The sequence below is a fragment of the Anaerohalosphaera lusitana genome (assembly GCF_002007645.1).
GTDB classification, from domain to species: domain Bacteria; phylum Planctomycetota; class Phycisphaerae; order Sedimentisphaerales; family Anaerohalosphaeraceae; genus Anaerohalosphaera; species Anaerohalosphaera lusitana.
In genome coordinates, this window is sequence record NZ_CP019791.1 from 3,490,962 (window position 1) to 3,516,441 (window position 25,480).

Annotated in this window: 20 protein-coding genes and 1 tRNA gene; 18 read left to right on the forward strand and 3 right to left on the reverse strand. The window is 55.2% G+C overall.

Annotated features, from left to right (window positions below):
• Window positions 1-25 precede the first annotated feature (25 nt).
• Window positions 26-96 (reverse strand) — tRNA-Gln (locus tag STSP2_RS14035).
• 275 nt (window positions 97-371) lie between these two features.
• On the opposite strand from STSP2_RS14035, the gene STSP2_RS14040 reads away from it, so the two are divergent.
• The 10 genes from STSP2_RS14040 (at window position 372) to STSP2_RS14085 (ending at window position 14,793) form a co-directional block, all read left to right on the forward strand.
• A complete protein-coding gene (locus tag STSP2_RS14040) occupies window positions 372-1,391 on the forward strand; it encodes a tRNA dihydrouridine synthase (RefSeq protein ID WP_205847912.1) in 1,020 nt (339 codons plus the stop codon).
• Window positions 1,392-1,561: 170 nt separating this feature from the next.
• Window positions 1,562-2,962, forward strand: coding sequence for an efflux RND transporter periplasmic adaptor subunit (locus tag STSP2_RS14045; RefSeq protein ID WP_169853236.1), 1,401 nt, complete (start codon window positions 1,562-1,564; stop codon window positions 2,960-2,962).
• Between the two features lie 6 nt (window positions 2,963-2,968).
• Complete coding sequence (locus STSP2_RS14050; protein ID WP_146663373.1) at window positions 2,969-3,697, forward strand: ABC transporter ATP-binding protein; 729 nt, start codon at window positions 2,969-2,971, stop codon at window positions 3,695-3,697.
• Window positions 3,697-4,962, forward strand: a complete 1,266-nt coding sequence (locus STSP2_RS14055; protein WP_236782760.1) for an ABC transporter permease — start codon at window positions 3,697-3,699, stop codon at window positions 4,960-4,962. Before STSP2_RS14050 ends, STSP2_RS14055 begins: the two co-directional genes overlap by 1 nt.
• On the forward strand, window positions 4,955-6,601 hold the full coding sequence (locus tag STSP2_RS14060; RefSeq protein WP_146663375.1) for a TolC family protein: 1,647 nt from the start codon (window positions 4,955-4,957) through the stop codon (window positions 6,599-6,601). Before STSP2_RS14055 ends, STSP2_RS14060 begins: the two co-directional genes overlap by 8 nt.
• Before the next feature lie 264 nt (window positions 6,602-6,865).
• A complete protein-coding gene (locus STSP2_RS14065) occupies window positions 6,866-8,659 on the forward strand; it encodes a hypothetical protein (RefSeq protein ID WP_146663376.1) in 1,794 nt (597 codons plus the stop codon).
• Window positions 8,660-8,754: 95 nt separating this feature from the next.
• Window positions 8,755-9,360: a dephospho-CoA kinase gene (coaE, locus tag STSP2_RS14070; RefSeq protein ID WP_146663377.1), complete on the forward strand. Its 606-nt coding sequence runs from the start codon at window positions 8,755-8,757 to the stop codon at window positions 9,358-9,360.
• A 177-nt stretch (window positions 9,361-9,537) separates the two neighbouring features.
• Window positions 9,538-11,262 carry a transcription termination factor Rho gene (gene rho / locus STSP2_RS14075; protein ID WP_146663378.1) on the forward strand — a complete coding sequence of 575 codons (1,725 nt, stop codon included), beginning with the start codon at window positions 9,538-9,540 and terminating at the stop codon, window positions 11,260-11,262.
• Window positions 11,263-11,430: 168 nt separating this feature from the next.
• Window positions 11,431-14,364: a valine--tRNA ligase gene (locus STSP2_RS14080; protein ID WP_146663379.1), complete on the forward strand. Its 2,934-nt coding sequence runs from the start codon at window positions 11,431-11,433 to the stop codon at window positions 14,362-14,364.
• Window positions 14,365-14,397: 33 nt separating this feature from the next.
• Window positions 14,398-14,793, forward strand: a complete 396-nt coding sequence (locus STSP2_RS14085) for a bifunctional nuclease family protein (RefSeq protein ID WP_146663380.1) — start codon at window positions 14,398-14,400, stop codon at window positions 14,791-14,793.
• On the opposite strand, the gene lspA is transcribed toward STSP2_RS14085, so the two are convergent.
• A complete protein-coding gene (gene lspA, locus STSP2_RS14090) occupies window positions 14,741-15,322 on the reverse strand; it encodes a signal peptidase II (RefSeq protein WP_146663381.1) in 582 nt (193 codons plus the stop codon). The genes STSP2_RS14085 and lspA overlap by 53 nt on opposite strands.
• A gap of 9 nt (window positions 15,323-15,331) precedes the next feature.
• Entirely contained in the window at window positions 15,332-16,342 is a 1,011-nt protein-coding gene (locus STSP2_RS14095; protein ID WP_146663382.1) for a tetratricopeptide repeat protein, read from the reverse strand.
• Between the two features lie 327 nt (window positions 16,343-16,669).
• Here STSP2_RS14095 and gpmI point away from each other — a divergent pair, with 327 nt between their 5' ends.
• The 8 genes from gpmI (at window position 16,670) to STSP2_RS14135 (ending at window position 25,403) form a co-directional block, all read left to right on the forward strand.
• Window positions 16,670-18,223, forward strand: coding sequence for a 2,3-bisphosphoglycerate-independent phosphoglycerate mutase (gpmI, locus tag STSP2_RS14100; RefSeq protein WP_146664084.1), 1,554 nt, complete (start codon window positions 16,670-16,672; stop codon window positions 18,221-18,223).
• Window positions 18,224-18,410: 187 nt separating this feature from the next.
• Window positions 18,411-20,318 carry a DNA mismatch repair endonuclease MutL gene (mutL, locus tag STSP2_RS14105; protein ID WP_146663383.1) on the forward strand — a complete coding sequence of 636 codons (1,908 nt, stop codon included), beginning with the start codon at window positions 18,411-18,413 and terminating at the stop codon, window positions 20,316-20,318.
• A 9-nt stretch (window positions 20,319-20,327) separates the two neighbouring features.
• The gene (locus STSP2_RS14110; RefSeq protein ID WP_146663384.1) at window positions 20,328-21,452 is read left to right on the forward strand and encodes a M20/M25/M40 family metallo-hydrolase; all 1,125 of its coding nucleotides are present in this window, start codon (window positions 20,328-20,330) and stop codon (window positions 21,450-21,452) included.
• A 28-nt stretch (window positions 21,453-21,480) separates the two neighbouring features.
• On the forward strand, window positions 21,481-22,377 hold the full coding sequence (locus STSP2_RS14115; RefSeq protein ID WP_146663385.1) for an ABC transporter substrate-binding protein: 897 nt from the start codon (window positions 21,481-21,483) through the stop codon (window positions 22,375-22,377).
• On the forward strand, window positions 22,377-23,414 hold the full coding sequence (locus STSP2_RS14120; RefSeq protein WP_146663386.1) for a FecCD family ABC transporter permease: 1,038 nt from the start codon (window positions 22,377-22,379) through the stop codon (window positions 23,412-23,414). Before STSP2_RS14115 ends, STSP2_RS14120 begins: the two co-directional genes overlap by 1 nt.
• A complete protein-coding gene (locus STSP2_RS14125) occupies window positions 23,411-24,217 on the forward strand; it encodes an ABC transporter ATP-binding protein (RefSeq protein ID WP_146663387.1) in 807 nt (268 codons plus the stop codon). The genes STSP2_RS14120 and STSP2_RS14125 overlap by 4 nt, the downstream gene beginning before the upstream one ends.
• A gap of 121 nt (window positions 24,218-24,338) precedes the next feature.
• A complete protein-coding gene (locus STSP2_RS14130) occupies window positions 24,339-25,139 on the forward strand; it encodes a TraR/DksA family transcriptional regulator (protein WP_205847914.1) in 801 nt (266 codons plus the stop codon).
• Window positions 25,140-25,214: 75 nt separating this feature from the next.
• The gene (locus tag STSP2_RS14135) at window positions 25,215-25,403 is read left to right on the forward strand and encodes a DNA gyrase inhibitor YacG (protein ID WP_146663388.1); all 189 of its coding nucleotides are present in this window, start codon (window positions 25,215-25,217) and stop codon (window positions 25,401-25,403) included.
• Window positions 25,404-25,480 lie beyond the last annotated feature (77 nt).

The following is a 25,480-nucleotide window of genomic DNA, read 5'->3' on the forward strand; positions in this document are numbered from 1 at the left end:
AACCTTCGGATCAGTTGGCAAAGAACTGGGGTACTAGGATTCGAACCTAGACTAAATGATTCAGAGTCATTCGTGCTGCCGTTACACTATACCCCAATCAGGACGAAAAGATGCAACCATCCCTCGTCAACGGAGGAGAATATAACGGTTTTGCAAATGCCAGTCAAGGAGGAAAATGGGGTTTATTTCGAGTGAAATAGAGATTTTCGGGGATATCCGGGGCGTTGTTGGGCGTTTTTGGAGAGCAGAGAGAGGGTGGAGGGCAAACCATTTTGCACCACAGAGGTATTGAAACTGACGGTCAAATTGTTTATTATTCTGCGACTGACCGGCCGGGACGACTGGCTGGGTAATGGTTTTTATGGGTGAATATGCTTGAAATCGGCAATATAGAACTGGATGTGCCCGTGATGCAGGCACCTTTGAGCGGGTATACTGACGCCGCGATGCGGGTTGTGGCTAAGGAGCACGGTGCGCCGCTGACCTTTACGGGTGTTATGCTGGACAAGACGCTGCTCTGTGAGAAGGCTGTGCGCAAAGGCATATTTCACCCGGCGAAAGGGGAAAATCCGGTCGGCGGGCAGGTTCTGGGGCGAGATCCGGTGAAGATGGCCAAGGCGGCAGCGGTTTTCGAACGCCTTGGCTATGATATGATCGATCTTAATATTGCGTGTCCGGCACCGAAGGTGCTGCGGCGAGGTCGCGGGGGTGCCCTGCTGGGCGAGCCCGAGCGGGTGATCGAGATATGGCGGCGCGTCAGGGAAGCAGTGAGTTTTCCGGTGACAATGAAGCTGCGGATCGGCGTGGGCAGTGACGACGGGACGGAGGACAACTTCTGGCGGATTTGCGAGACTGTCTGCGACGAGGGGATCGACGCGGTGATGGTGCACGGGCGGACGGTCAAGAAAAAATACAAGGGCAAGGCGGACTGGGACATCATCAGCGAGGTCAAAAGGCGGTTCCCGGAGACGAACGTGATCGGCAGCGGAGATATTTTCACGGCGGAGGACGCGGTCGAGCGGCTGCGGACGGAAAATGTTGACGGTGTGCTGGTCGCGCGGGGTGCGATAGGGAATCCGTGGATATTTGACGAGATACGGGCGCTGCTGGCGGGCGAGGAGAAGCCGGGCAATCCGGTGCTGAAGGAGCAGGGAAGGGTTATTTTGCGGCATTTCGGGATGGTTTCGTCGCTGCGGGAGAAGCTCAAGGGCGTGCGGTATTTCAGGAAATTCGCGGCTGGGTACTGCAAGAGACATCCCGAGCGGAAAAAGGCGATGCTGGGGATCATGGGCGCGAAAAGCCGGGACGAGGTGATCGCGCAGATCGAAAAGTGGTATGGGGTGAATGCTGAGGCGATACTGGCAGAGCTTGAGCAGGATCGGGCGGCGTAGAGAGCTCGGATCCATTTCGAGAATTGCGGGCGGATTTTCGGCTGTATGTTGCATTTTTCTGTAACTTTTTGGGGTGGTCTGCGTCTATAATACTGTAAAGGCGGTATTTGTGCGCACTGCGCGGGTTTTGCAGAGCCCGATCTGGTTTACTTCTGTCGAAAGGTATGACATTGCGGTGGATATTGAAAAAGCGGGTGATAATTCCGGCGATGCTGATCGTGGGGGCGGTGTTTGCTGCAGGTAAGATGAAAAGCGGCGGGCCGGTGGAGGATGCGGGCAAGCTGGTGCGGGTTGCGACCCCCGAGCGGGGAGAGCTGGTTGAGATCGTCAGCGGGCCGGGGCAGGTGATGCCCAAGACGAAAGTGGCGATCAGCGCGAAAGTATCGGGGCGGATCGAGGAGCTGCCGTTCGAGGAAGGCGACCGTGTGGTCGGCGGAACTAAGGAAAAGCCCGGATCGCTGCTTGTTCGGCTGGAGAGCCGGGACCTGGAGAGCCAGTTGAGGTCGGCGAAGGCTCAGCGGATGGCGCAGGAGGCGCAGATAGAGGTTGAGATGGCGCGAATTGCGGGGCAGAAGGCGAATCTGGAGGGTATGGACGCATCGCTGGAGCAGGCGAAGAAGGATTTCGAGCGGCAGAAAAAGCTGCACGAGTCGAAGGACATCAGCCTTGCAACACTGGATCAGGCCGAGTGCAATCTGGCGGAGCTGCGGGCATCTTACAAGCAGGCGAAGGCTTCTATCGAAGCGGCAGAGCTGAACCTGGAAGTTCTCAAGCATAATCTGGAGGTGGCGGAGGCACGTATCGAGGAGGCCGAGGAGACGCTGGGGCACACAGTGATACGGTCGCCGATAGACGGGATCATCACGAAGATCAACGCGGAGGTTGGTGAGATCGCGATGACGGGTACGATGAACAATCCGGGGACGGTCATCCTGGAAGTGGCGGACCTGTCGAAGATGATCGTTGAGACGGAGATAGACGAGGCGGACGTAGGGCAGATCGAAGTGGGACAGCGGGCGAAAGTGCATGTGCAGGCGTTTGATGATACGGTGTTCGAGGGTACGGTCGATTCGATCGCATTGACGCACGGAATGAGCCGAACTGGGTCGAAGTTTTACGAGACGGAGATACTGCTGGACAAGACTGCGAAGATGCTGTACTCGGGGTTGACCGCGGATGTGGAGGTGCTGACTGAAAGACATGAGGACGCGTTGAAGGTGCCGAGCCAGGCGGTCGTTGGGCGGGAGGTTGACACATTGCCGCTGGAGATACGAAACAGCAGCAAGCTGGTCGATACGAGCAAGCGGTATGCGACGGTCGTTTACAAGCTAGTGGACGGCAAGGCGGTCGCGACGCCTGTGGAGACAGGTGCGAGCGACATGACGCACATTATTATAGAGCAGGGGCTGGGCGAGGATGATCAGATCGTGGTCGGACCTTACAAAATCCTGGAGAGCCTGAAAAACGGCATGGCGATCAGGGATGAAAACGGCGAACAGGCTGAGAAAGCGATTGCCGGCAAGGAAGACGATTCGGCAGAAACTGCAGATGCCGGGAAGGACGGAGCGTAGATCGGCATGACGGCAGTGATGGAGCAAAATGATGGTGCCCTTCTCAGGCTGGAGGGTATTCAGCGGATATACGCGATGGGCGTGGAGCGGGTGCATGCGCTGGCGGGGGTAGACATAGATATCGAGCCTGGAGAGTATGTCGCGATCATGGGGCCGAGCGGATCGGGCAAGAGTACGCTGATGAATGTGCTGGGGTGCCTGGACAAGCCGACGGCGGGCAGGTACGAGCTGGCGGGCAAAGATGTTTCCAAGCTCAGCGGCGGTGAGTTGGCGCATATACGCAATACGCAGATCGGGTTCGTGTTTCAGTCGTTCGAACTTCTGCCGCGGATCAACGCGATGCGGAACGTCGAGCTGCCGTTGATATATTCCAAGAAGACCGGATTTCGAAAACGGCGCAAGCTGGTGCATGAGGCGCTGCAGCGGGTGGGGCTTGGAGGCAGGATGAACCACAGACCGAATCAGCTCAGCGGCGGCGAGAAGCAGCGGGTCGCGATCGCGCGTGCGATAATCTGCGGTCCGAGTATTCTGCTGGCGGACGAGCCGACGGGAAACCTGGACACGAAGACGAGCGAGAGCATACTGGAGCTTTTCGACAAACTGCACGGCGAGGGACAGACGATCATAATGGTGACGCATGAGGAGGATGTCGCACAGCGGAGCAAACGGATCATACGAATGCAGGACGGCGGGGTCATGTCTGACGAGCTGACGGCTCGCGGGAGGGATGCGTGATGTTTGCGGGAATGCTGAGCTTCGTGAGACAACTGCTGGAGGGGGTGTGGGTCGCGATCGGGCAGATATGGTCGAACAAGACGCGGTCGGCACTTACGACGATCGGACTGGTGATCGGCGTGGCTTCGGTGTGTGCGGTCATTGCCGGGCTGACGGGGCTGAAGACGAAAGTGCTGAGTGAGTTCGAAAGTGTGGCGAATGCGCGGAGCATTTATCTGATGGGCAATCGTCCGCAGGAGGGTCGATTGAAGAATGCACCGTGGGAGGAGATCGTGCTCAAGCCGGATGAATTGGACGGATTACTGGATCACTGCCCTTCCGTTGAGAACTTTACGATGATCCGGCAGAACAGTTGGTCAGTGCGAAGCGGTGAAAGATCGGTGGACAGCATACCGGTTACTGGGATCAGCCGGGCATGGCACGAGATCGAGGGTCGGTCGGTGATCATGGGTCGGCCGTTTTCACTTGTCGACAGTGAGCATGCAAGGCGGGTTTGTCTGATCACGCCTGATCTGCGGGACGAGCTGAGGCTGAACCGCGACTGCATCGGTGAATCGCTGCTGATGGGAGACGCGAGGTATTTGATCGTCGGGGTGGTCGAGGAAAAGGTGCAGCCGTCGATGTTCGGAATGATGGACAATTCGTCTGCCAAGGGTGAGGCGTTCGTGCCGTTTGCGACTATGTATAAGGCTAGCGGGGGCGGATGGATGCATGCGATAGTGACGAGCAAATCACCCGAGGTTTCGGCGGATGCTCAGGCGGAGATACGCTTCTACATGCGGCGGGCGAGGGACCTCAAGCCCGGCGATCCGAATACGTTCAGGATGGAAGTCGTTGAAAAATTTATCAGCGGATTCAAAAAGGTAGCTGCGGTTATGACAGCGATTGCGGGAGGGATCGTTGCGATATCGCTGCTGGTGGGCGGAGTCGGGATAATGAACATAATGCTTGTTTCGGTATCGGAGCGGACCCGGGAGATCGGACTGCGGAAGGCGGTGGGTGCGAAGGCGTCTGCTATAATGTTCCAGTTTCTGATAGAGGCGGTGATACTATGCATGCTGGGCGGGCTGATCGGCATAGGCGCTGGGCAGCTTTTGACGGCGGGTATGGCGAGCATGCCCAACGGGCTGGACGAGGCGCATATACCGTTCTGGGCAATACTGTTGTCGCTGGCGTTTTCGGGTTTGGTGGGGGTCGTGTTTGGGATGTTCCCAGCGGTTAAGGCAGCGAGACTTGATCCTATTGAGGCGTTGAGACATGAGTAAAGTCGTTGTGAAATTTTTGACATGTTTTGTTTTCGGGCTGATCCTGATCGTTGCGGGAGGGTGCGAGGAATTTGCCAGCGAGGATAGTTTTGAGACGATCGCCGTGCCCAGGAAGAAGGTCAGGCAGATCGAAACGCTCGAGCTTGAAGAGGTGAAGGAGCCGGCGGAAAAAGAAATCGAGGTAATCGAGAAGGCTCCTGAGGATATGAAGCTGAGCATCGAGAAGGTCAGAGCGATTGCACTGGAGCACAACCTGGGATTGCAGGCGCAGCTTATCGCACCGTCCATAGCCGAGAGGCAGGTAGATGTCGAGCAGGCGAAATTCGAGTGGGCGTTTACCGCTGATGCATACTTCAACAAAACCGACACGCCAACCGCGACGCTGCTGGAGGGTTCGCAGGCGGAGGCTTATGACACGAGGCTGGGCGTGAATATGCCGTTGCGGACAGGCGGGACGCTGAGGTTCAGTGCGGTCGATGATTATGTCAAGACCAACAATACGTTCTCTACACTCAATCCTTCTTACAGCAATGACTTTCTGGTTTCGATCAGTCAGCCACTGCTGCGGAACGCGGGCCAGCGGGTCAATACGCATTCGATACGACTGGCCAAGTACGATAAAGTGATCGCGGATGCGCGGACGAAACTGGAGGTGATACGGGTGCTGGCGGCGGCGGACAGGGTTTACTGGCGGCTTTATGCTGCAAGGCGGGAACTCAAGCTCAGACAGAGAGAGTACGAACTTGCCCAGGCGCAGTTGGAACGATCGAAGCGATTCGTCGAGGCGGGTGAGAAGCCGCAGGTGGAGGTGATACGCGCACAGGCGGGTGTGGCGCAGCGGCTGGAAGCTATAATCGTAGCAGAAAATTCGGTCCGGCAGAGACAGAGAGAGCTCAAGCGAACGCTGAACATGCCGGGGCTGGATGTGACGAGCAGGACGAGGATCGAGATCGAGACGCTGCCCGATCCGGTGCGGTATGAGATGGAGCGGGAAAGGCTCGTGCAGGCGGGCCTGGATAATCGGATGGAGCTTCTGGAGCTGGAGCTTCAGCTTGCAAAGGATGCGAGTACGGTAGACTTTTTGAAAAATCAAACGCTGCCGCTGGCGACGCTGGATTACACTTACAACATCAATGGACTTGGTGCCAATCGCGAGGATTCGCTGGACCTGCTGTACGATAAGAGGTTCGAGGATCATCGGCTGGGCGTGCAGGTTCTGATACCACTGGGCAACGAAGCTGCCAAGAATCGGCTGCTGCAGGGGTATTACCAGCGGATACAGAGGCTCGCAACTCGGGATAGTCGTGAGCAGCTTGTCGAGCAGGAGGTGCTCAATTCGGTCGACAATGTCGAGGCGACGTGGCAGAGGATAATGGCGGCAAGACAGAACGCGATGCTGGCGGGACGGCTGTATGAAGCGGAACAGAGACAGTTCGAGCTTGGACTGCGGACGAATACGGATGTGCTGGAGGCGCAGGCGTCGCTGGCGGATGCGAAAAGCGCGGAGATACAGGCACTGGCTGAGTATCAGATATCGCTGGTTGATCTGGCGTTCGCGACGGGCACGCTGCCGGGTGCGGCGAAGGTCGAATGGGGGCCTATAAAGCCGATGCAGGAGACTGCGGCTGCGGGCGAGTAGAAGCGGGCTATGCTGTAGAAATGACATAAACTGGCGGTCGGCAAGGTCCCATAACATCATTATGCATCATGGGATGTATATATTTCACAACTTTGAACCCGCGGCACTTCGCAGACGTAAACAATTTTAACTACATTTGTGGTTTCTCACCCCGCGAAATTTGCCGACGGACGAGTTATTTCTTAGGTTTTATGCAGAAACCGTAATTTTAACCAAATTTGCGAAGCCGGGACACCAGCGCTTCTAAGTTCAAAAGGGAAGAAGATGAAACCGAGAAAAACAGCAGTACACATCACTCATGAGGCGGCAAACAAGATAGGCGGGATCGGAGCGGTTCTGGAGGGCTTTTTCACGAGCAGCAAATACGTCGAAGACGTTGACCGCTCTATCCTTATAAGTGCACTGTTTACGCGAGAGGGCAATCTGTTCAACAGGCTAGGCCCCGGCGGTGAGGTGCTGTATTCTTCGCTTGACGGTTTCGTGAATACGGACAGGTTCAACGCGTTTCGGCGGATCGAGATGGCGTTCGGTGTGGATATTGTTTACGGCAGGAAGAGATTTTACGACCCGAAGACGGGCGTGGAGAGTCATCCGGAGATCGTGCTGATAGACGTCTCGAATATGGCGCTGGAGTCGGTCAACGAGATGAAACGGCAGTTCTTCGATGAGTACGGCATCGAGAGCAATCGTTATGAGCATATCTGGGATTTCGAGCAGTGGATGAGGCTCGGGCCGGTCGCGGTCGCGGTGACGAAGGCGCTTGGGGTATGTGAGAACAACGATCCGACGGTGATGGTGTCGCATGAGTATATGGGGCTGCCGACGGCACTGGCGGCAAGACTCGATCCGGCGTATGATTTCAAGACTGTTTTCTACGCACACGAGACGGCGACGATGCGGCTGCTGGTGGAGAAGAACCTGGGGCATGACACGATGTTCTACAATGCCCTGAAGCAGGCGGAGAAGAGCGGGCTTTATGTGGATGACATTTTCGGCGACCAGAGCGAGTACTACAAGCATGCACTGGTGTCGGCTGCGAGGCATTGTGATAATATTCTGGCGGTGGGCGATTACGTAGTGGATGAGCTGCGGTTCATGAGCGAAGACTTTAAGGATGCCGATATCGATCTGACGTATAACGGCATACCAGCATATGAATGTGACGTAACCGAAAAACGCAAGTCACGCGGAAAACTGCAGCAGTACTGTGAGAATCTGCTCGGCTACAGACCGGACTATGTGTTCACGCATGTGACGCGGCTGGTGACGAGCAAGGGACTCTGGCGTGATTTCAGGGTGCTCGAACATATGGAGCAGGAGTTCGAAGCGGAGGGCAAGACGGGTGTGCTGTTTCTGCTGAGTACCGAAGTGGCACAACGGCCCAGCTCGGATGTGTATTCGATGGAGGCGGAGTATAACTGGCCCGTGGCCCATCGTGAAGGCTGGCCCGATCTGTCTGAGGGGGAGGCTAGATTCAATACTGCTGTTCAGGAATTCAACGCGAAGAGCAAGAACATCAAGGCTGTGTTCATCAATCAGTTCGGGTTTACGCGTGAGCTTTGCGGTCATCGCATGCCTTTCGATATGGACTTCATGGACCTGCGGCGCGGCTGTGACGTGGAGTTCGGCCAGAGTGTGTACGAGCCATTCGGCATCGCACAGCTCGAGTCGCTGACGTTCGGCGCGGTTTGCGTGGTGACCAACGTATGCGGATGTGCGGGCTTCGTACGGGACATAACCAAGGGCGAGCCCGTGAAGAATCTGATCGTCGCGGATTATACTTCGCTTGAGGACCGGGGCTATTATGACCTGGAAGATGTGAAGCAGATCGGCAAAGAAGAGCGTGACGAGATCGAGCACAAGATCAGCAAAGAGGTCGCGACGGACCTTTGTGCTAGGCTGTGGAAGACCGAAGACGAGATGATGGAATATGTCCGCAGCGGCTATGCGATCGCACGGAACATGAACTGGGACACGGTGTACTGCAACTACGTTTCGAAGTCGCTGCACAAGGCGATGAGCAAGACGACGACCGGGCAGATGCCGCTTGAGGCTTAACGGCTGGCAGGAAAAGAAGACGCGGCATAAACGTGATTGAAAATTAACGGACTTGACTGCCGGGGTGTCGGGCGGTAAGTTTACGCTGACACGACATGGTAAACGGCAAAAAAATAATCGGCATACTTGGGGCCGTCGGCTCGGGAAAGAGTACGGCCGCCCGGCTATTCGGCGAGCTCGGCTGTGCGGTGATCGACGCGGACAGGATCGCGCACGCCATGCTGGATACCGAAGAAGTCAAGCAAGAGCTGGCGGCTGAGTTCGGCAACGGCATCTTCGACGAGCAAGGCGAAGTGGACAGGAAATCGCTGGGCGATAAAGTATTTAACGACCCGCAAAAGGTTCAGGCAATAAACGCGATCATCCACCCCCGCGTTATGGAGGAAGTCGAGACCAGGATCGCTGACCGAAGCCGAAAAGAAGAGGTGCGAGCCATAGTTCTGGACATCCCGCTGCTCGCGGAAGTCGGCTGGCACGAGCGGTGCGATTCGCTGGTATTTGTCAAATGTGACGAAAAAATCCGCCGGGACCGAACACACAAACGGCATGGCGGTAGGGATATCGAAGCAAAAAAAAGGGAAAAATTCCAAATTTCTCTGGACAAGAAGGCCAAAATAGCTGATTATATACTCGTTAACAATTCTGAAGTTTCAGCATTAGCTGACCAGGTCCAGAGAGTCTTCACGGGCATTATAAATTAATAGGAAAAGCAATCGGGGTGTATCATTTCCGCCTTTCCTGGTTATTGCCAGAAAAAGAGAATCACCCAAAGCAAGTCTTTTAGTCCCTCCCCCTCTTAGTCAAATTTATGTTTCAAACGGGGAGTCAGCAGTACAAATGCATCTGCTGTGCGGTCACTTACCATCGAAGGAGTATTTATGGCCAAGGCCGAGAACAACAAGCCGGAAGCAAAAAAAACAGCGAAGAAGAAAAAAACTCGCAAAAAAAAGCAATCTGCAGAGGATACACAGCAGGCGGAGGCCCAGGCGTCCGATCAGGCTGTAGAGGATAAGGCGCCCGAAGAGAAGAAAGCATCTTCGGTGAAAAAGAAGGCAAAGGAAAACAGGGGAGACGAAATGAAGTCTGAGGAACCCACCACGCAAGAAACCACTGAAGAAAAGTCCGATGCACAAAACAAGCCCGAGGAGAGCAAGTCCGAAGAGAAAACCTCTGAGGAGTCGCAACCCAAGAAGGATAACGGCCAGGAAAAGGGTAAGGGCCGTAACGGGGGCTTTAAGAAGCGCGACAAAAAGCAGCCGCAAGGCAAGGGCAAACGCAAAAAGGGCAAGAAAGAGGACGAATCGGTCCACCAGAAATACGAGCGGATCAAAAAGGGTAATCTGCACCTGAAGGACCTCCAGAACCTTGCTGTGCCCGAGCTGCACAAGATGGCACAGGAGACGGGCCTGCAGGATTACCTCGGTCTGAATAAACAGCAGCTCATCTTCAAGCTGCTCAAGGAACGTATCCGCAAGAACGGCCTGATGTACGGTGAGGGCGTACTCGAGGTACTGCCCGACGGATTCGGCTTCTTGCGGAGCCCCGCATACAACTATCTGAGCAGTCCTGATGACGTTTACGTTTCACCTTCGCAGATCAGGAGATTCGGCCTGCGGAGCGGTCATGTGATCGCCGGCCAGATCCGTCCGCCTAAGGAAAGCGAGAAGTACTTCGCCCTTCTGCGCGTCGAAGCGATCAATTTCCAGGACCCTGACAAGCTCAGCGCGAAGCCTGTTTTCCGCGATCTTACGCCGCTGCATGCCGAGAAACGGCTGCTGCTTGAAACCGATCAGAAAGAGCTCAGCACGCGGATAATCGACATTATCACGCCGATCGGACGCGGCCAGCGTGGACTTATCGTCGCACCGCCAAGAACTGGTAAAACGGTTCTGCTGCAGAAGATAGCAAACGCGGTCAGTACGAATAACGAAGAAATAAAGATGATCGTACTGCTGATCGACGAACGTCCCGAAGAAGTGACGGACATGGAACGCAAGACCAAGGAAGATGTCGAGGTTATCAGCTCGACGTTTGACGAGCCTGCTTCGCGTCACTGCCAGGTGGCTGAGATCGTCATCGAAAAGGCCAAGCGAATGGTCGAATACGGCGAGCACGTCGTGATACTGCTCGACTCAATCACACGTCTGGCGAGAGCTTACAATACAGAAATGCCGCACTCGGGCAAGATCCTGACCGGTGGTGTGGATGCGAACGCGATGCAGATGCCGAAGCGATTCTTCGGTGCCGCGAGAAATATCGAGAACGGCGGATCGCTGACTATCATTGCGACCGCGCTGGTAGATACGGGCTCGAAGATGGACGAGGTTATCTTCGAAGAGTTCAAGGCGACCGGCAACATGGAGCTGCATCTTGACAGGCGTCTTATGGATCGCAGGACCTTCCCATGTATCGACATCAGCAAGAGCGGCACGCGTCGCGAAGAGCTGCTGCTCGAGCCCAAGGAGATGGAGCTTGTTTACCGTCTGCGTAAGGTTCTCAGCGAGATGAACGTCGTAGAGGCGATCGAATTGCTGAAGAACAGGCTGTCGAAATGCAACACGAACGCGGAATTCCTCATGTCGCTGAACATGGGAAGCCTGTAACAGCATTATAAACGCTTCTAAACAGATGTAATTGCGGGCTTTACATCGGCCCGATATCTGATATTATAAAGGTCCCGACGGTTTGACACTGTCGGGACCTTTTTTGTTGAGCCCCCTGCTGAGCTGGTGCGGCTGTAATTTTTTTGAACGTTTTGCAGGTAAGGAATAATGGCAGAGCAGCTTTCCAAGACATACGAACCAAAAGCGGTAGAGGCCCTGGCGAGCGATATTTGGAGCAAGGGTAATTATTTTCACGCGGACCCGAACGCAGAATCTGCAAAGGGGAATTACTGCATCGTGATACCGCCTCCCAACGTGACGGCTGCGTTGCACCTTGGCCATGCGCTTAACAATACGCTGCAGGACGTGCTGATACGCTTTAGGCGAATGCAGGGTTATAACACACTTTGGATGCCGGGCACGGACCATGCGGGCATCGCTACGCAGACGGTTGTCGAGAAAAGGCTGCTCGCGGAGGAAGGTAAACGGCGGACCGAGTACGACCGTGAGGATTTCGTCGGCCGGGTGCAGGACTGGAAAGACGAGTATGAAGCTAGGATCCTCGGCCAGCTCAAGAGCATGGGCTGTTCGTGCGACTGGGACAGGACGCGGTTCACGATGGATGAGGTCTGCGCGAAGGCTGTGAGGGCGAATTTCTTCAAGCTGTTCAAGGACGGGCTGATCTACCGCGGCAAACGGCTGGTGAACTGGGACCCGGCAACGCAGACGGTGCTGGCGGATGACGAGGTCGAACACGAAACGGTTCAGGGCTTCTTCTGGTATATGCAGTATCCGCTGGTCAAGCCTGTCGAGGTGGACGGCGAGAAGATCGATCACGTTACGGTTGCGACGACGCGGCCGGAGACGATGCTGGGCGATACCGCGATCGCGATGAATCCGAAGGACCCGCGTGCCGATGCGCTGGTCGGGCAGGAAGTCCGGCTGCCCATCGTGGGGCGGATCATCAAGATCGTAGCGGACGATCATGTCGTGCTGCCCGATCCCGAGAGCGATGATGAAAAGGCGAAATTCTCGACGGGCTTTTTGAAGGTAACGCCCGCCCACGATCCGGATGACTGGCAGATAGGCCAGAGGCACGATCTGGAGATAATTAACGTCATGGCGCCGGACGGAACGATCAGCGACAAGTTCGGATTCGACGACGCCAAAGAAGGCGATGCCGAAGCGTTCCTGGGAATGGACCGGTTCGAGGCGCGAGAAGCGATCGTCGAATGGTTCAGGCAGGAAAAGCTGCTGGAGAATGTACGTGACTACGCACACGAAGTCGGTCACAGCTACCGCAGCCATGTGCCCATCGAGCCTTATCTGTCGGACCAGTGGTATGTCGCGGTCAAAAAGCCGGTGGATGCTCTTGCGGAAAAATTCGGCACGGGCGAGCTGCCCGGAACGGACGTGCCGCGTAATTCGCTGGCGGGTCTTGCCCTTGCCCCCCTGCTGGAAGGCGAGGTAAAGTTCACACCTGACAGGTACACTAAGACATATCAGAACTGGCTTGAGAATCTGCGTGACTGGCCGATCAGCAGACAGCTCTGGTGGGGACATCGGATACCGATCTGGTCCTCGGATACGCCGCTGAATGAGGAAGTTGCCGGCGAACACGTCGAGATACAGGAAGCAGAGACGGAAACCGGCGAAAAAGTATACTATGCCTGTGTCGCACCGGGACAGAAGGACTTCGAGGAGCAGCTCGAAAAGCTAGGCTGGTCACGTGACGAGGATGTGCTGGATACATGGTTCTCGTCTGCGTTGTGGCCTTTCAGTACGCTGGGCTGGCCGGAGGATACCCCCGAGCTCAAGACGTTCTATCCGGGCAACGTGCTTTGCACCGCACGTGAGATCATCACTCTGTGGGTTTCGCGTATGGTCATGATGGGCCAGTACTGTGCGGGCGACATACCGTTCAGCGATGTCTACATACACGCTATGATCCAGGACGGCCAGGGACGCAAAATGTCCAAGAGCCTGGGCAACGGGATCGATCCGCTGGTCGCGATAGACAGCCACGGTGCTGACTCGATGCGGTTCACGCTGGCGAACATGACGACGGATACGCAGGACGTCCGCATGCCGGTGGAGTCGATGAAGCTGCCGGATGGACGGACGGTGAACACTTCGCCGAAGTTCGACATCGGACGCAATTTCTGCAACAAACTGTGGAACGCGTGTCGATTCGCGATGATAAACCTGGAAGACGTGGATGCAGAGGCATTCGAACCGGCAAAGATGCGCATCGAGGATAAGTGGATACTGAGCCGGCTCGCCAGGACCGCGAAAGAGGTCACCGAGCAGATCGAGGAATTCAAGTACAGTGAGCCGTTGACCGCGGTTTACAAATTCTTCTGGAACGACTTCTGCGACTGGTACCTGGAATGGATCAAGCCGCGAATGCGTGACGATGAGCAGAAGCCGATCGCGCAAAATGTGCTGGCGTTCGTACTTGATCAGACGCTGAGGCTGATGCATCCGTTCGTACCCTTCATTACCGAGGGCATGTTCCAGAAGCTCAACGAATACACAAAGATCCGCAAGCTCAAGGAGCTGGTCGAGGCTGTCGAATCCGACGCGTTGATCGTCGCTGCATGGCCCGAAGGGCTGGAGCAGTTCGTAGATGACGCAGTCGAAAGCGATATCGAAATGACGCAGGAGGTCATACGAGCTATCCGGGATATCCGAAACAAGTACGCCATCACGCCTAAGGAAACAGTGGATGCCAGCGCCTCGGCAGGCGGCGAGGCAAGGGGCATTCTCACTCGCAACGCGAATCTGATATGCGAGCAGGCCGGCTTGAGCAGCTTTGAAGTGACCGCGGACGCGGAAAAACCGAATAATGCAGCAAGCAGTATAGCCGGCGAGGTGCAGGTTTATGTGCACGACGTGGTCGATCCGGAAGAAGAGCGCAAGCGTCTGATGAAGCAGAAGGAGCATATCGAAAAGGGACTAAAGGGCTCGGAAGCTAAGCTGAATAACGAAAATTTTGTAAATCGTGCCAAACCGGAAGTTGTGCAACAGGCCCGGGAACGTTATGCTGAGTTGAAAGAGCAGCTTGCGACCATTGAAAAGCACCTTGAGGAACTGCAATAATCAAAAATCGAGTTGCAGCAGTAAGGGCGTAATATGGAAGTGCCGGTTGAATTGAGCCGTATCGTAATCAACGAGACGGTGGACCAGCAGATAATCGTGCTCAGCGAAATAGGCGGGGATCGGGGCTTCCCTATCGTAATCGGCATCAGCGAGATACTCGCGATCGACCGCAGGCTGAAGGGGATCGATCTTCCCAGGCCCATGACGCACGATCTGCTCGCAAACATAATCGAGCAAATGGGTGCAAAGGTTGACCGCGTAGTGATCAATGATCTGCGAAATCACACCTTCTATGCGGTACTGCATGTTGTGCTCGACGGACGCGAGATCGAGATCGACAGCCGGCCTTCAGACGCTCTCGCACTGGGGGTTGGGCTCAACGCTCCGGTTTTTGTTGAGGATCAGGTGTTTGAGAAGATGCAGATGTAAAGTTTGAAATGATCAGCAGGCCTACCGCGATGCATAGCATACTGTCGGCAACGTTGAACGCGGGCCAGTGATAGACTTCTTTCCAGTGAATGTCTATAAAGTCACGCACATAGCCGTCATTGAAGAGCCTGTCGTAGAGGTTGCCGATTATCCCTGCCGTAAAAAGTGCCAGCCCGAGCTGCATCAAACGGCTCTTGATCCGGCCGAACAGGAAGTAAACGATTACCGCGACCAGCGCTACAAAGGATATTGTCAGAAGCATCCCCCGCCTGCCCGAAGCCATGGAAAATGCTGCACCGGGATTGACACGCCTTACCAGTGTAAAGATGCCGTCTATGACTGCGTATTCGTGATCGGGCCTTTTCGCAAGCCATTCGAAAACCGCAGTCTTGGTCCAAAGATCCGCTGCAACCCCTGCGATTACAACAGGCCAGAAGATAAGGTGTGACTTTACATCAGGCAGACGGTCGGCAAGGTTGAATTTGCCTGCCTGGGTATTCGATCCTTTTTGCTTGGCGTTGTCAGTCATATCCTGGCGTTAGTTTTCCATGTTGCTGCTGTATTTATCGAGCATTCTCTGGAGCTGGGGCTGATCGGGCTTGATCTGCAGCGAGGTTCTCCAGTGATCAAGACCCTCTTGTTTCAGCTCAGCGTCCTTTTTCTTAACGCCCTGAAGCACGTAAACGACACCCAGACCCTTGTGAGCCATCCAGTCGTTCTGATCGAGATCGACCGCCATGGTGTAATTCTGCAGCGATCGCTGTATGTTCCCCTGCTTGAGATTTATAAAGCCCAGGTACTGATGGGCGGTTGCATTCTGCGGGTCGATGTCGATGGCCGACTCAAGAAGCTCTTTTGCTGCGTCATACCTGGTGTCCTGCAAGTAAGCAGCAGCAAGAGAGATCATGACCTTGGGATTGTCGCTGTCCAGTTCCAGTGCCCTGCGGTAAGATTCGATCGCATCGGCTCGCTGATCCTGTGCCTTGAGGATGTCGCCCGCAAGCACAGCAGCGCCGGGAGCGTTTGGGTCGATCCCCGCGGCCTGATTGGTGTACTTCATCGCCTGGGCATAATCGTCCAGATGATAATAGCTTTTAGCGGCCCCGATATGGGCTCCGTAATGCTTTGGTTCCAGCTTGGTAGCACGCACATAGGCCCGAACCGCACGCGACCACTGCTCGAGAACCGCGGTCACCTTGCCCAGGTTGAAGAAGTCCTTGAACGACCAGGGATCGATCTCGGTCGCCCTTTCGTAGGCGTCCGCGCTCTTGCCGAACTGCTTGGCGGCCTGGTGAAGGTCCCCCTTGAGCGAATACGCCATCGCAAAATCGGGCGAAAGCTCCAGGGCCTCGTTGACCCGCTGAAGCGCCCTTTCCCGCTCGTTGAGGTCCTTGAGCATTGCAGCATCAACATAAAGCTCTATAGCATCAGGACTTACGCCGCCTATATCGCTCGGTTTAGCCTCCTGCGGAGCACAGCCTATCATCGCTGCGGCGGTCAGGAGGACGAAAAATGTAAATACTCTTGAAGCCATACTAGAAACTGTCATCTCAAAACACCCTCTCAAACGAGATCGAATGACTCAAAATTTTGTCGACAAATTCAATCGCTTGATTATAGCGTAAAGAGGTAAAATGTCAAAGTTTTTACGTGCCGAATCGCAGGCTTTTAAGGCGAAAAACGCCCGCCGACCGGCTATCAAGACAACTCGATGAGCTTTCTTATTACCTTGCAAAGCGGTTTTGCTGCGGTTACAATTGAAAGACTTTGAACCCGGCAGCGGTTTCGGTACGTTTCCGGGTCTGTTTGTAGACGAATTTTACTCCTGGCAACCAGAATTTGAGGACCGAGAACAATGACCGACAAGAAAGTGAATCTGGAACACAAACCTTACGTGGTAATCATACGCGACGGCTGGGGATATAACCCCAACCCGGACGAAGATAAATTCAACGCCATCAAACAGGCCAATACGCCGGTTGACGATATGCTTATGAAGGAATATCCGCACTGCGTGATACACACAAGCGGCGAGGACGTGGGCCTGCCCGACGGCACGATGGGCAACAGCGAAGTGGGCCATCAGAACATCGGCGCCGGCCGGGTCGTTTATCAGGATTCCGTCAGGATCACACTGAGCATCAAAGAAAAAACATTTTTCGAAAATGAAACGCTGGTCGAGGCAGTCGAATCAGCCAAAGAAAACGGCGGAAAGCTGCACCTTATGGGGCTTTGCAGCGATATCGGCGTACATTCGCTGCTGGGTCACCTCTACGCCCTGCTGGAACTGGCGAAAAAACGCGGGCTCGAAGAGGTCTATCTGCATGCGTTCATGGACGGCCGGGACTCTCCACCCACCAGCGGCAAGGAATACATGGCGGATATCCAGAAGAAGATGGACGAGATCGGCGTGGGCAAGGTCGCATCGATGATGGGACGCTTCTACGGGATGGACCGCGACAAGAGATGGGAACGCGTTCAGAAGGCGTATGACTGCCTGACGCTCGGCAAGGGCAATACCGCAAAGACCGCCCAGGAAGCGATCGAGGCAAGCTACGCGGCCGACAAGACAGATGAATTCGTCCTTCCCACGATCATCACAGGCGAAGACGACAAGCCGACCGCCCTGGTCGAAGACGGCGACAGCGTGGTATTCTTTAACTTCCGCGGCGACCGGCCAAGAGAGCTCACGCGGGCCTTCGTCGAGGGTGACAGCTTCGACGGCTTCGAACGCGAAAAACAGCCGAAGGTATTCTACGTCTGCATGACCGAATACGACTCGAGCATTCCCGCAGAAGTGGCGTTCAAACCCGAGCGTAAAATGCCCAACATCGCGGGCGAGTACTTCAGCAAGCTCGGCCTGACGCAGTTCAGATGCGCCGAAACGGAAAAATACGCACACGTAACGTTCTTCTTCAACGGCGGACGTGAAGAGCCCTTCGAGGGTGAGGACAGGCAGATCATCCCTTCGCCCAAGGTCGAGACATACGATCAGCAGCCGGAAATGAGCGCGTACCAGGTGACCGACGAGATACTCGCAAGGCTCGATTCCGGCAAGTACGACGTGGTCATCATGAACTATGCGAATCCTGACATGGTCGGGCATACCGGCGTGCAGGAAGCGGCGGTAAAGGCAGCCGAAGTGATCGACGAATGCGTAGGCAAGCTGCTCGATAAGATAAAGGAGCTCGGCGGAAGCGCGATCATCATGGCCGACCACGGCAACTTCGAATGCATGTACGACACGAAGAATAACATGGAGCACACGGCCCATACTGTCGGCGACGTGCCCTGCATCGTTTTCGACGACCGGTTCAAGGGGCGTGACATGCGTAAAGGCGGCCGTCTGGCTGACGTGATGCCGACGCTGATCGACATGATGGGCCTGGACAAGCCTGAAGAAATGACGGGCGAAAGTCTGCTAGCTTAAATTTTGTAGAAGCTGTTTCGAAACTGCTTTTGGCTTCTCGGCGAGCAACTTTTTCGTCTCGGCAAGGCGAGCGAAATTGGTAATAGCCGAAACTATTGCCGATTTTGCTCAACGAAGCCGAACGGAAAAAGGGCCGCCGAAAGACAAATCTGAGTATTGAAACCGCTTCCAGCCAGCGGAGATAGTAATGGGCAGGATACGTGTCCTTGACGACAATATGATCAACATGATCGCGGCTGGCGAGGTGATCGAACGCCCCGCCAGCGTGGTCAAGGAACTGCTGGAAAACAGCATCGACGCAGGCGCAAGCAGGATCGTCCTCAAGATCGAGGACGGCGGCAGGAAGCTGATCTCCGTAACAGACGACGGATGCGGTATAGAGGCTGAGGACCTTGAAACAGCCTTTATGCCCCACGCCACCAGCAAGATCCGCGGAAGCGACGATCTGGACGGGATCGTGACGATGGGCTTTCGCGGCGAGGCACTCGCGAGCATCGCGTCTGTCTCTAAGGTCAACGTCGTCAGCCGACGGCTGGACTCAATCCAGGCGAACCAGCTAGAGATAGATTGCGGCCAGAAAAAGCCCGTCCGCCCGTGCAGCGGCGATTACGGCACGACGATCGAGGTTCGGAACCTGTTCTACAAGCTGCCGGCAAGACGTAAGTTCCTGCGGACCGCGAACACGGAAATGGGCCACATCAACGAGCATTTCACACGGATCGCCCTGGCGCATTGCGAGCTTGACCTGACGCTGATCAACAACGGCAGACAGGCACAACGGCTGGCGGGCAAACAGAGCGTACGCGACCGCATAGGCCAGTTGATGGGCAAGGCGGTATCCGAAGATCTGCTGGAAACGCACGCCGAAGAAAAAGGCATCCGCATCCGCGCACTGCTCGGAAAACCCGTCCAGGCCAGGGGCAGCAGCAAGTTCCAGTATGTCTTCCTCAACGGCCGATATATCCGTGATAAATTCATCTCGCACGCGATCAAAGAGGCGTACCGCGGCCTGATCGAGCCCAACAAGCATCCCGTGGTTTTCATGTTTCTGGAGATGGACCCGCACATGTACGACGTGAACGTGCACCCGACCAAGATCGAGGTGCGGTTCCAGAACTCGAACATGGTGCATTCGCAGGTGCTCGCGGTAATGCGCGAAAAGCTGCTAAGCACCAATCTGGACGTTGAGGCGTCCCTGCCCGGCGACAAGTTCCGAATGGGCGACGAGATGCAGGTCGACACCGAAAAAGAAGCAAGACGCAAGCGAATCGCCGCAGCGATGGAAAACTTCTTCAAGGACCACAAACCAACCGAACAAAGCCAGTTCAGGTTCCCGGATTCTACGCAGAAAAACAGGTCACGGCCCTCGGGCGGCGCACAGCGAAGCTACCCCGCATCCGGCGGATCGAATGGACACAGGGCAAGCAGATTCGAAATGCCCGAACGACGCCTGGCCGAGCCAATGGAGCCGTTGGAAAAAGAACAGACTCAAGCGGACAACATCCCAACCGGCAACGGACAGGACTTTATGCAGGTACACGACAGCTACCTGATCGTCAAGACCGAAACCGGCTTCGACGTCATCGACCAGCACGCACTGCACGAACGGATCATATACGAACGGCTGCGGACAAAGCTCAATGAAGGCGGACTGACCGCACAGAAGCTTTTAATACCCGAAACGTTTTCCGTCAGCGACGAACAGGCGAAGGCCGTCGAAAAGAACGCCGACCTCATCGCGAAGCTAGGCCTTGAAATAGAGTCTTTCGGCCCGGGCACGATGGCAATCCAGGCGTTCCCGGTCATACTCAACAAGGCCGAGCCGGTCGCATTCGTACAGGGCCTGCTGGACGTTCTCAGCGATCACGAGAACGTCACCGTCGACGCCGAGGGCATCATACACGAGATACTTGACATGGCGGCATGCAAGGCGGCGGTCAAGGCCGGCCAGAGCCTCAGCCCTGATGAAATACGGCAACTGCTCAAAGAAAAAGAGCAGATCGAAAGGCCCAGCAGATGTCCGCACGGCCGACCCACGACCATAAAGTTTTCGCTCGCCCAGTTGGAGAAACAGTTCAAGAGAACAGGCTTTTAGAGGAGAAAAATGGCAAAAACAACCCCCGGCAAGACACCGCTGCAGCAGCGCATTCTGAAGATCGGCAAGGAGCTGCTCGACCGCCCCACCGCACCGTTTCGTGAGTGGGAAGTCCGCAGCCACATCAGGCAATTCTGCCGCGACCGCGACATCGACGTCCGCGAAGACGGCATGGGCAATCTGATCGCAACCTATGGCAGCGAGTACAAAAATGACGAGATCGCATTCGCCGCTCACATGGATCATCCGGGCTTTATCGTGGAAACAGATTCGCGAGGCGGCAAGTGTCGTGCTCTATTCTACGGCGGAGTTGACGAAGAATACTTCAAGACCGGCCGCGTTAGAATATTCGCAGAAGGCGGCGATGTGATCGGCAAGATCACACGCACCGAATTCAACAAAAAACGCAACATCAAACGCGTGTTCATGCAGGTTGACGGTCCGGTGAAAAAAGGCGATACAGGAATGTGGGACCTCAAGCCCTTCTCCGTGCGAAGCGACAAGCTCTATTCCCGGGCATGCGACGACCTGGTCGGTTGCGTGTCAATACTCTCGCTGTTCGACGAGCTCAAACGCAGACGCATCAAAAAGAAGGTTGTGGGTGTTTTCACCTCCGCAGAAGAAGCGGGTCTGCAAGGCGCGAAGTACCTCTGCATGAAACGCAAGATCGCAAAGAAAACCACGCTTATAGCGATCGAAACCAGCAGCCAGCTCGGTAACGCCAAAATGGGCGACGGCGTGGTAATCCGCGTCGGCGACGCTTTGAGCGTTTTCACGCCCGAAGTGACCGCCTTCCTGACGAGCACCGCACGCAAGCTGAAAAAGAAGGACAAGAGCTTCAAGTTCCAGCGCAAACTCATGGACGGCGGCTGCTGCGAGAGCACGATCTACCAGGCGTTCGGCTACAAGAACAGCGCGGTCTGCATCGCACTGGGCAATTACCACAACCGCAACTTCAAAAAGAAACAGATCGAGGAAGAATACGTCTCAGTGACCGACCTCGAAGACATGGTCAAGCTGTTCATCGCGACAGTGCGGGACGTCGACGGCCTGAGTAAAGCATTGAAACCGCAACTGCCGAAATTCAAAGAAGAAATTCGCCCACTCGGTGAAAGGCTGTTCAACAAGGCTTAGCCGAGTTTATATTCTGTCCGGATATCGAATGAAAAAATGGCTCGTACTGACAATCTGCTTTATAGCCTGGTGCCTCGCAGGTTTTTACCTGCTCGGCCTGCCGGAGCAAGCAGAAGGTGCGGCCGCAAACAAACCGGTCAACCGTATCGTAGTCACCGCTCCGAACCTGACCGAGATTCTGTTTTCGCTAGGCCTGGACGAGCAGATAGTGGGCGTGACCATGTTCAGCAAGTACCCCCCTGCCGCGGCGGAAAAGCCCAGGATCGGCAGCTTCTGGCAGTTGAACGTCGAAGCGATAATAGCTGCTCGGCCGGACCTGATCCTCAGCCTGGATTTCCCGCGTCAAAAGAACGTGTCGCAGCGGCTGGCGATGATGGGATATGACACGCTGACGGTAAACGTCGAAACCGTCGACGACCTGTTCCGAAGCATCGAGAGGGTCGGCCAAGCGGTCGACAGAAAAACGGAGGCTAACAACCTGGCGGGGGATATCCGTAACCAGCTCAACGGCATTCAGCAGCGGGTGGCCGGCCGAGACAGACCCAGGGTGATGTGGGTGATCCAGCGGGACCCGCTTCGCGTTGCGGGACGCGAAACGTTCATCAACGAGATGATCGAATTGGCCGGCGGCGTAAATGCGATCGGCAAAACTTTCCATCAGTATCCGCCCATAGGAACGGAGATGGTAATGGGCTGTCAGCCCGACGTGATCATAGAACCCAGCATGACCGAAACGGATGTGGAGCAGATTCAGGCCGGTGCACGCCGACATTGGAGCAAGTACGAAAATCTCCCCGCCGTTGAACGCGGACGAGTATACTCCGTCAACGGCGACCTGGTCAGCCAGCTCGGACCGCGACTGGCCGACGGCGTCAGACAGATCGCCCAGCGTATTCATCCTGAAGCTTTCGGGGAGGACCGCTGATGGCGATGCTTGACGGCCGAAAAGTGACAGCACGCATACTGATCATGACAGCCGCGCTGATCATTATCGCCCTGCTCTGTTCCATGCTGGGCACCGAGGACATATCGCTCAGCCAGGTCTGGAAGGGCCTGAGCCAGGACGAGTCCGCTACCGCTCTGAACGCAGACTACGAAATATTCTTCCATATCAGGCTGCCGCGGATCATCCTCGCAGGGATCGTCGGAGCGGCCCTTGCATGTTCGGGCGTTGTGTTCCAGGCACTTTTGCGCAATCCGCTTGCCGAGCCGTACATACTCGGCATATCCAGCGGCGCGGGGCTGGGCGCGATGCTCGCGATCATCGCGGGTCTGGACATCGTATTTCTTGGACGCAGCGCGGTCGCACCTTTCGCTTTTGTCGGCGCCATCGGCACGGTCGCCCTGGTCTGGGCGGTGGGCAGATACGCGTGCAGAGCAAGCATGACCGGCCTGCTGCTTGCGGGCGTTGTGGTGAACGCCTTCTTCTCGTCGCTGATCATGTTCATAACCTCCATCGCCGAGAGCGATAAAGTATTCTCAACGATATTCTGGCTTATGGGCAACATCAGTGAACAGGCAGCCATCGGACTCTGGCTGCTGAGCGGCCTGGTGCTTACGGGCATCGTTGGTTTGTTCTATCTCGCTCCGGGACTCAACGCGATATGCTTCGGTGAAGCAGAGGCAAAAAGCGTCGGCGTAAACGTCACCGCTGTGCAGTGGACCGCATTCGGCATATCCGCCTTGATAACCGCTGCTGCGGTCAGCGTAAGCGGACTGATCGGCTTCGTCGGCCTGATCGTCCCGCACGCGGTACGGCTCGTTTTCGGCCCGGACCACCGCCAGCTCATACCCCTGAGCGCTCTGAGCGGCGCAGCATTTCTAATCGCTGCCGACACACTGGCACGCGTCATCGTCGCCCCTGCACAACTGCCGGTGGGCGTGGTGACCGCACTTATCGGCGGGCCGTTCTTCTTGATACTGCTTATCAGGCAGACCCGACGCAGAGGGGGTTACAAATGAGCATGATAGAAATACATGACCTGTGCTTCAGCTACGGCCAAACAGGCATCCTGAAGGACCTCAGCGTCAGCTTCGATCAGGGCACCTTCTGGGCGATCGGCGGGCCGAACGGCGCGGGCAAAAGTACACTTTTGAACCTGATGTGCGGAGCTCTCAGGCCCGAATCGGGTCATATCCTGATAGAAGGTGAACGTTTGTCCGACCTCAACACCCGAAATGTCGCAAGCAGGATCGCCGTCGTACGGCAGGAATATGTGCCCGCCTTCGAATTTACCGTCGCTGAAACCGTCGCCCTGGGCAGAACCGCGAGCCTGCGGGGAGCGGGCTTCGAAACAGCGTCCGATAAAACAGCCATTGAAGAGGCAATGAAGGCCACCGATACGCTGAGATTCGCTGACAGATCTCTGGCCCATATCAGCTCCGGTGAGCGTCAGCGGGTCTTCATCGCGAAAGCTTTGGCTCAGAATACACCAATAATCCTGCTGGACGAGCCCACTAGCTTTCTGGACCTGAAACACCAGGTAGAGATCTACGACCTGCTCAAACATCTTCAGATCGCCAAAAACAAGACCATAGTGACCGTCACACATGACCTGAACCTCTCCAGGCAGTACTGCGACCATATCCTGCTGATCGGGGCAGGGCTGGACTACTGCTTTGGAAAATGCGGTGACATACTCACAAAGGATAGATTGGCGAAGTACTTCAATGTCGATGGCATAGCCCTGAAATGTGGAGGATGCGATTTCTTCCTGCCCGTGGGCGACATGTCCAGCCTGGCGGCAGAAAAAGATAGTCAATAATGGTTAATTAATTGTTTTATTACCAGGGCTATTTCGTTATAGTGTTTTGGCCGTAAATACGGATTGTTGCAAACGTTTTGGGCTGTTAGTAACGTATAATAAGTTCGGGAAGGACGACGAGGTGGCAAAAAAAGCCAAAAAAACGAGCAAAGGCAAGAAAAAGACTGCTAAGAAAAAGGCGGTAAAAAAGAAGGTTGCTAAGAAGAAGGCGAAGAAGAAGAAAGCAGTAAAAAAGAAAACCGCCAAAAAGAAGAAAAAGAAAGCCAAAAAAGCAGCTAAGAAGAAAGCGAAGGGGGCTTCTATGAAGAAGGCTGGAAAAAAGAAAGCATCGGCGAAAAAGAAACGAAGAACCAAAAAGACACATCTGACCGCTGCCGATCTTCGAAAATACCGTGAATTGCTGCTTATAAAGCGTAAAGAGCTGTTCGGAGATGTAAATTCGATCGAATCCGGCGCACTTCGCACGTCCGGCAGGGATTCGACAGGAAATCTTTCCAATATGCCTATCCATATGGCGGATCTGGGCAGCGACAATTTCGAGCAGGATTTTGCACTGGGACTGATGGACAGCGAACGCAAGTTGCTGTATGAAATAGACAGTGCCTTGCAGCGCATCGAAGACAAAACCTACGGCATCTGCGAAGGAACGGGCCAGCCCATTCCAAAAGCACGGCTGAACGCGAGCCCCTGGGCAAGATATTGTGTCCAGTACCAGGAGATGGTGGAAAAAGGGCTGGTTGAAGAAGGCGAAATGGTCGACTTCGGCGAAAAAGAGACCGACCTGGACGAAGAAACCATCGATGAACTTGAAGAAGAGAACATCTACGGCGAAGAAGGCTTTGAGGAAGATGAAGAGGAAGATGCCGACATCGACGTGGAAAACCTTGGCGAATACGGCTACGAAGAGGAAGAAGAGTACTAAGCAGCTCATTATTTCAGCATCTATCAGGCTCGCGGACCAAGGTTGGCGGGCCTGTGCTTTTGTGGAGCTTATGAGATGACATTTCGATGCCCAACATGTAAAAACCCGCTTCCGGACAGGAAAGGGAAGGACAAAAAGGCACAGAATGCCCGCAAGTTCTTCCCGTTCTGCTGTGAACGTTGCAAACTGGTCGACATGGGTGCCTGGCTGGACGCGGACTACCGGATTCCGGTCATAAACGCGGATGAAGAAGCCGAAGATTGATCAAAGATCGGGCATTTTTCATTTCGACCCCCTGATCTTGTCGATAGATAACCAGAGGAGTAGAAGCTGCTTATGTC

Bases quoted from the DNA above. Each gene is read 5' to 3' on its own strand.
- STSP2_RS14095 (WP_146663382.1), bottom strand. From the start codon at position 16,342: ATGACAGTTTCTAGTATGGCTTCAAGAGTATTTACATTTTTCGTCCTC.
- mutL (WP_146663383.1), top strand. From the start codon at position 18,411: ATGGGCAGGATACGTGTCCTTGACGACAATATGATCAACATGATCGCG.
- STSP2_RS14110 (WP_146663384.1), top strand. From the start codon at position 20,328: ATGGCAAAAACAACCCCCGGCAAGACACCGCTGCAGCAGCGCATTCTG.
- STSP2_RS14080 (WP_146663379.1), top strand. From the start codon at position 11,431: ATGGCAGAGCAGCTTTCCAAGACATACGAACCAAAAGCGGTAGAGGCC.
- STSP2_RS14085 (WP_146663380.1), top strand. From the start codon at position 14,398: ATGGAAGTGCCGGTTGAATTGAGCCGTATCGTAATCAACGAGACGGTG.
- STSP2_RS14060 (WP_146663375.1), top strand. From the start codon at position 4,955: ATGAGTAAAGTCGTTGTGAAATTTTTGACATGTTTTGTTTTCGGGCTG.
- STSP2_RS14120 (WP_146663386.1), top strand. From the start codon at position 22,377: ATGGCGATGCTTGACGGCCGAAAAGTGACAGCACGCATACTGATCATG.
- rho (WP_146663378.1), top strand. From the start codon at position 9,538: ATGGCCAAGGCCGAGAACAACAAGCCGGAAGCAAAAAAAACAGCGAAG.
- coaE (WP_146663377.1), top strand. From the start codon at position 8,755: ATGGTAAACGGCAAAAAAATAATCGGCATACTTGGGGCCGTCGGCTCG.
- STSP2_RS14065 (WP_146663376.1), top strand. From the start codon at position 6,866: ATGAAACCGAGAAAAACAGCAGTACACATCACTCATGAGGCGGCAAAC.
- STSP2_RS14055 (WP_236782760.1), top strand. From the start codon at position 3,697: ATGTTTGCGGGAATGCTGAGCTTCGTGAGACAACTGCTGGAGGGGGTG.
- lspA (WP_146663381.1), bottom strand. From the start codon at position 15,322: ATGACTGACAACGCCAAGCAAAAAGGATCGAATACCCAGGCAGGCAAA.
- STSP2_RS14050 (WP_146663373.1), top strand. From the start codon at position 2,969: ATGACGGCAGTGATGGAGCAAAATGATGGTGCCCTTCTCAGGCTGGAG.
- STSP2_RS14040 (WP_205847912.1), top strand. From the start codon at position 372: ATGCTTGAAATCGGCAATATAGAACTGGATGTGCCCGTGATGCAGGCA.
- STSP2_RS14135 (WP_146663388.1), top strand. From the start codon at position 25,215: ATGACATTTCGATGCCCAACATGTAAAAACCCGCTTCCGGACAGGAAA.
- STSP2_RS14125 (WP_146663387.1), top strand. From the start codon at position 23,411: ATGAGCATGATAGAAATACATGACCTGTGCTTCAGCTACGGCCAAACA.
- STSP2_RS14115 (WP_146663385.1), top strand. From the start codon at position 21,481: ATGAAAAAATGGCTCGTACTGACAATCTGCTTTATAGCCTGGTGCCTC.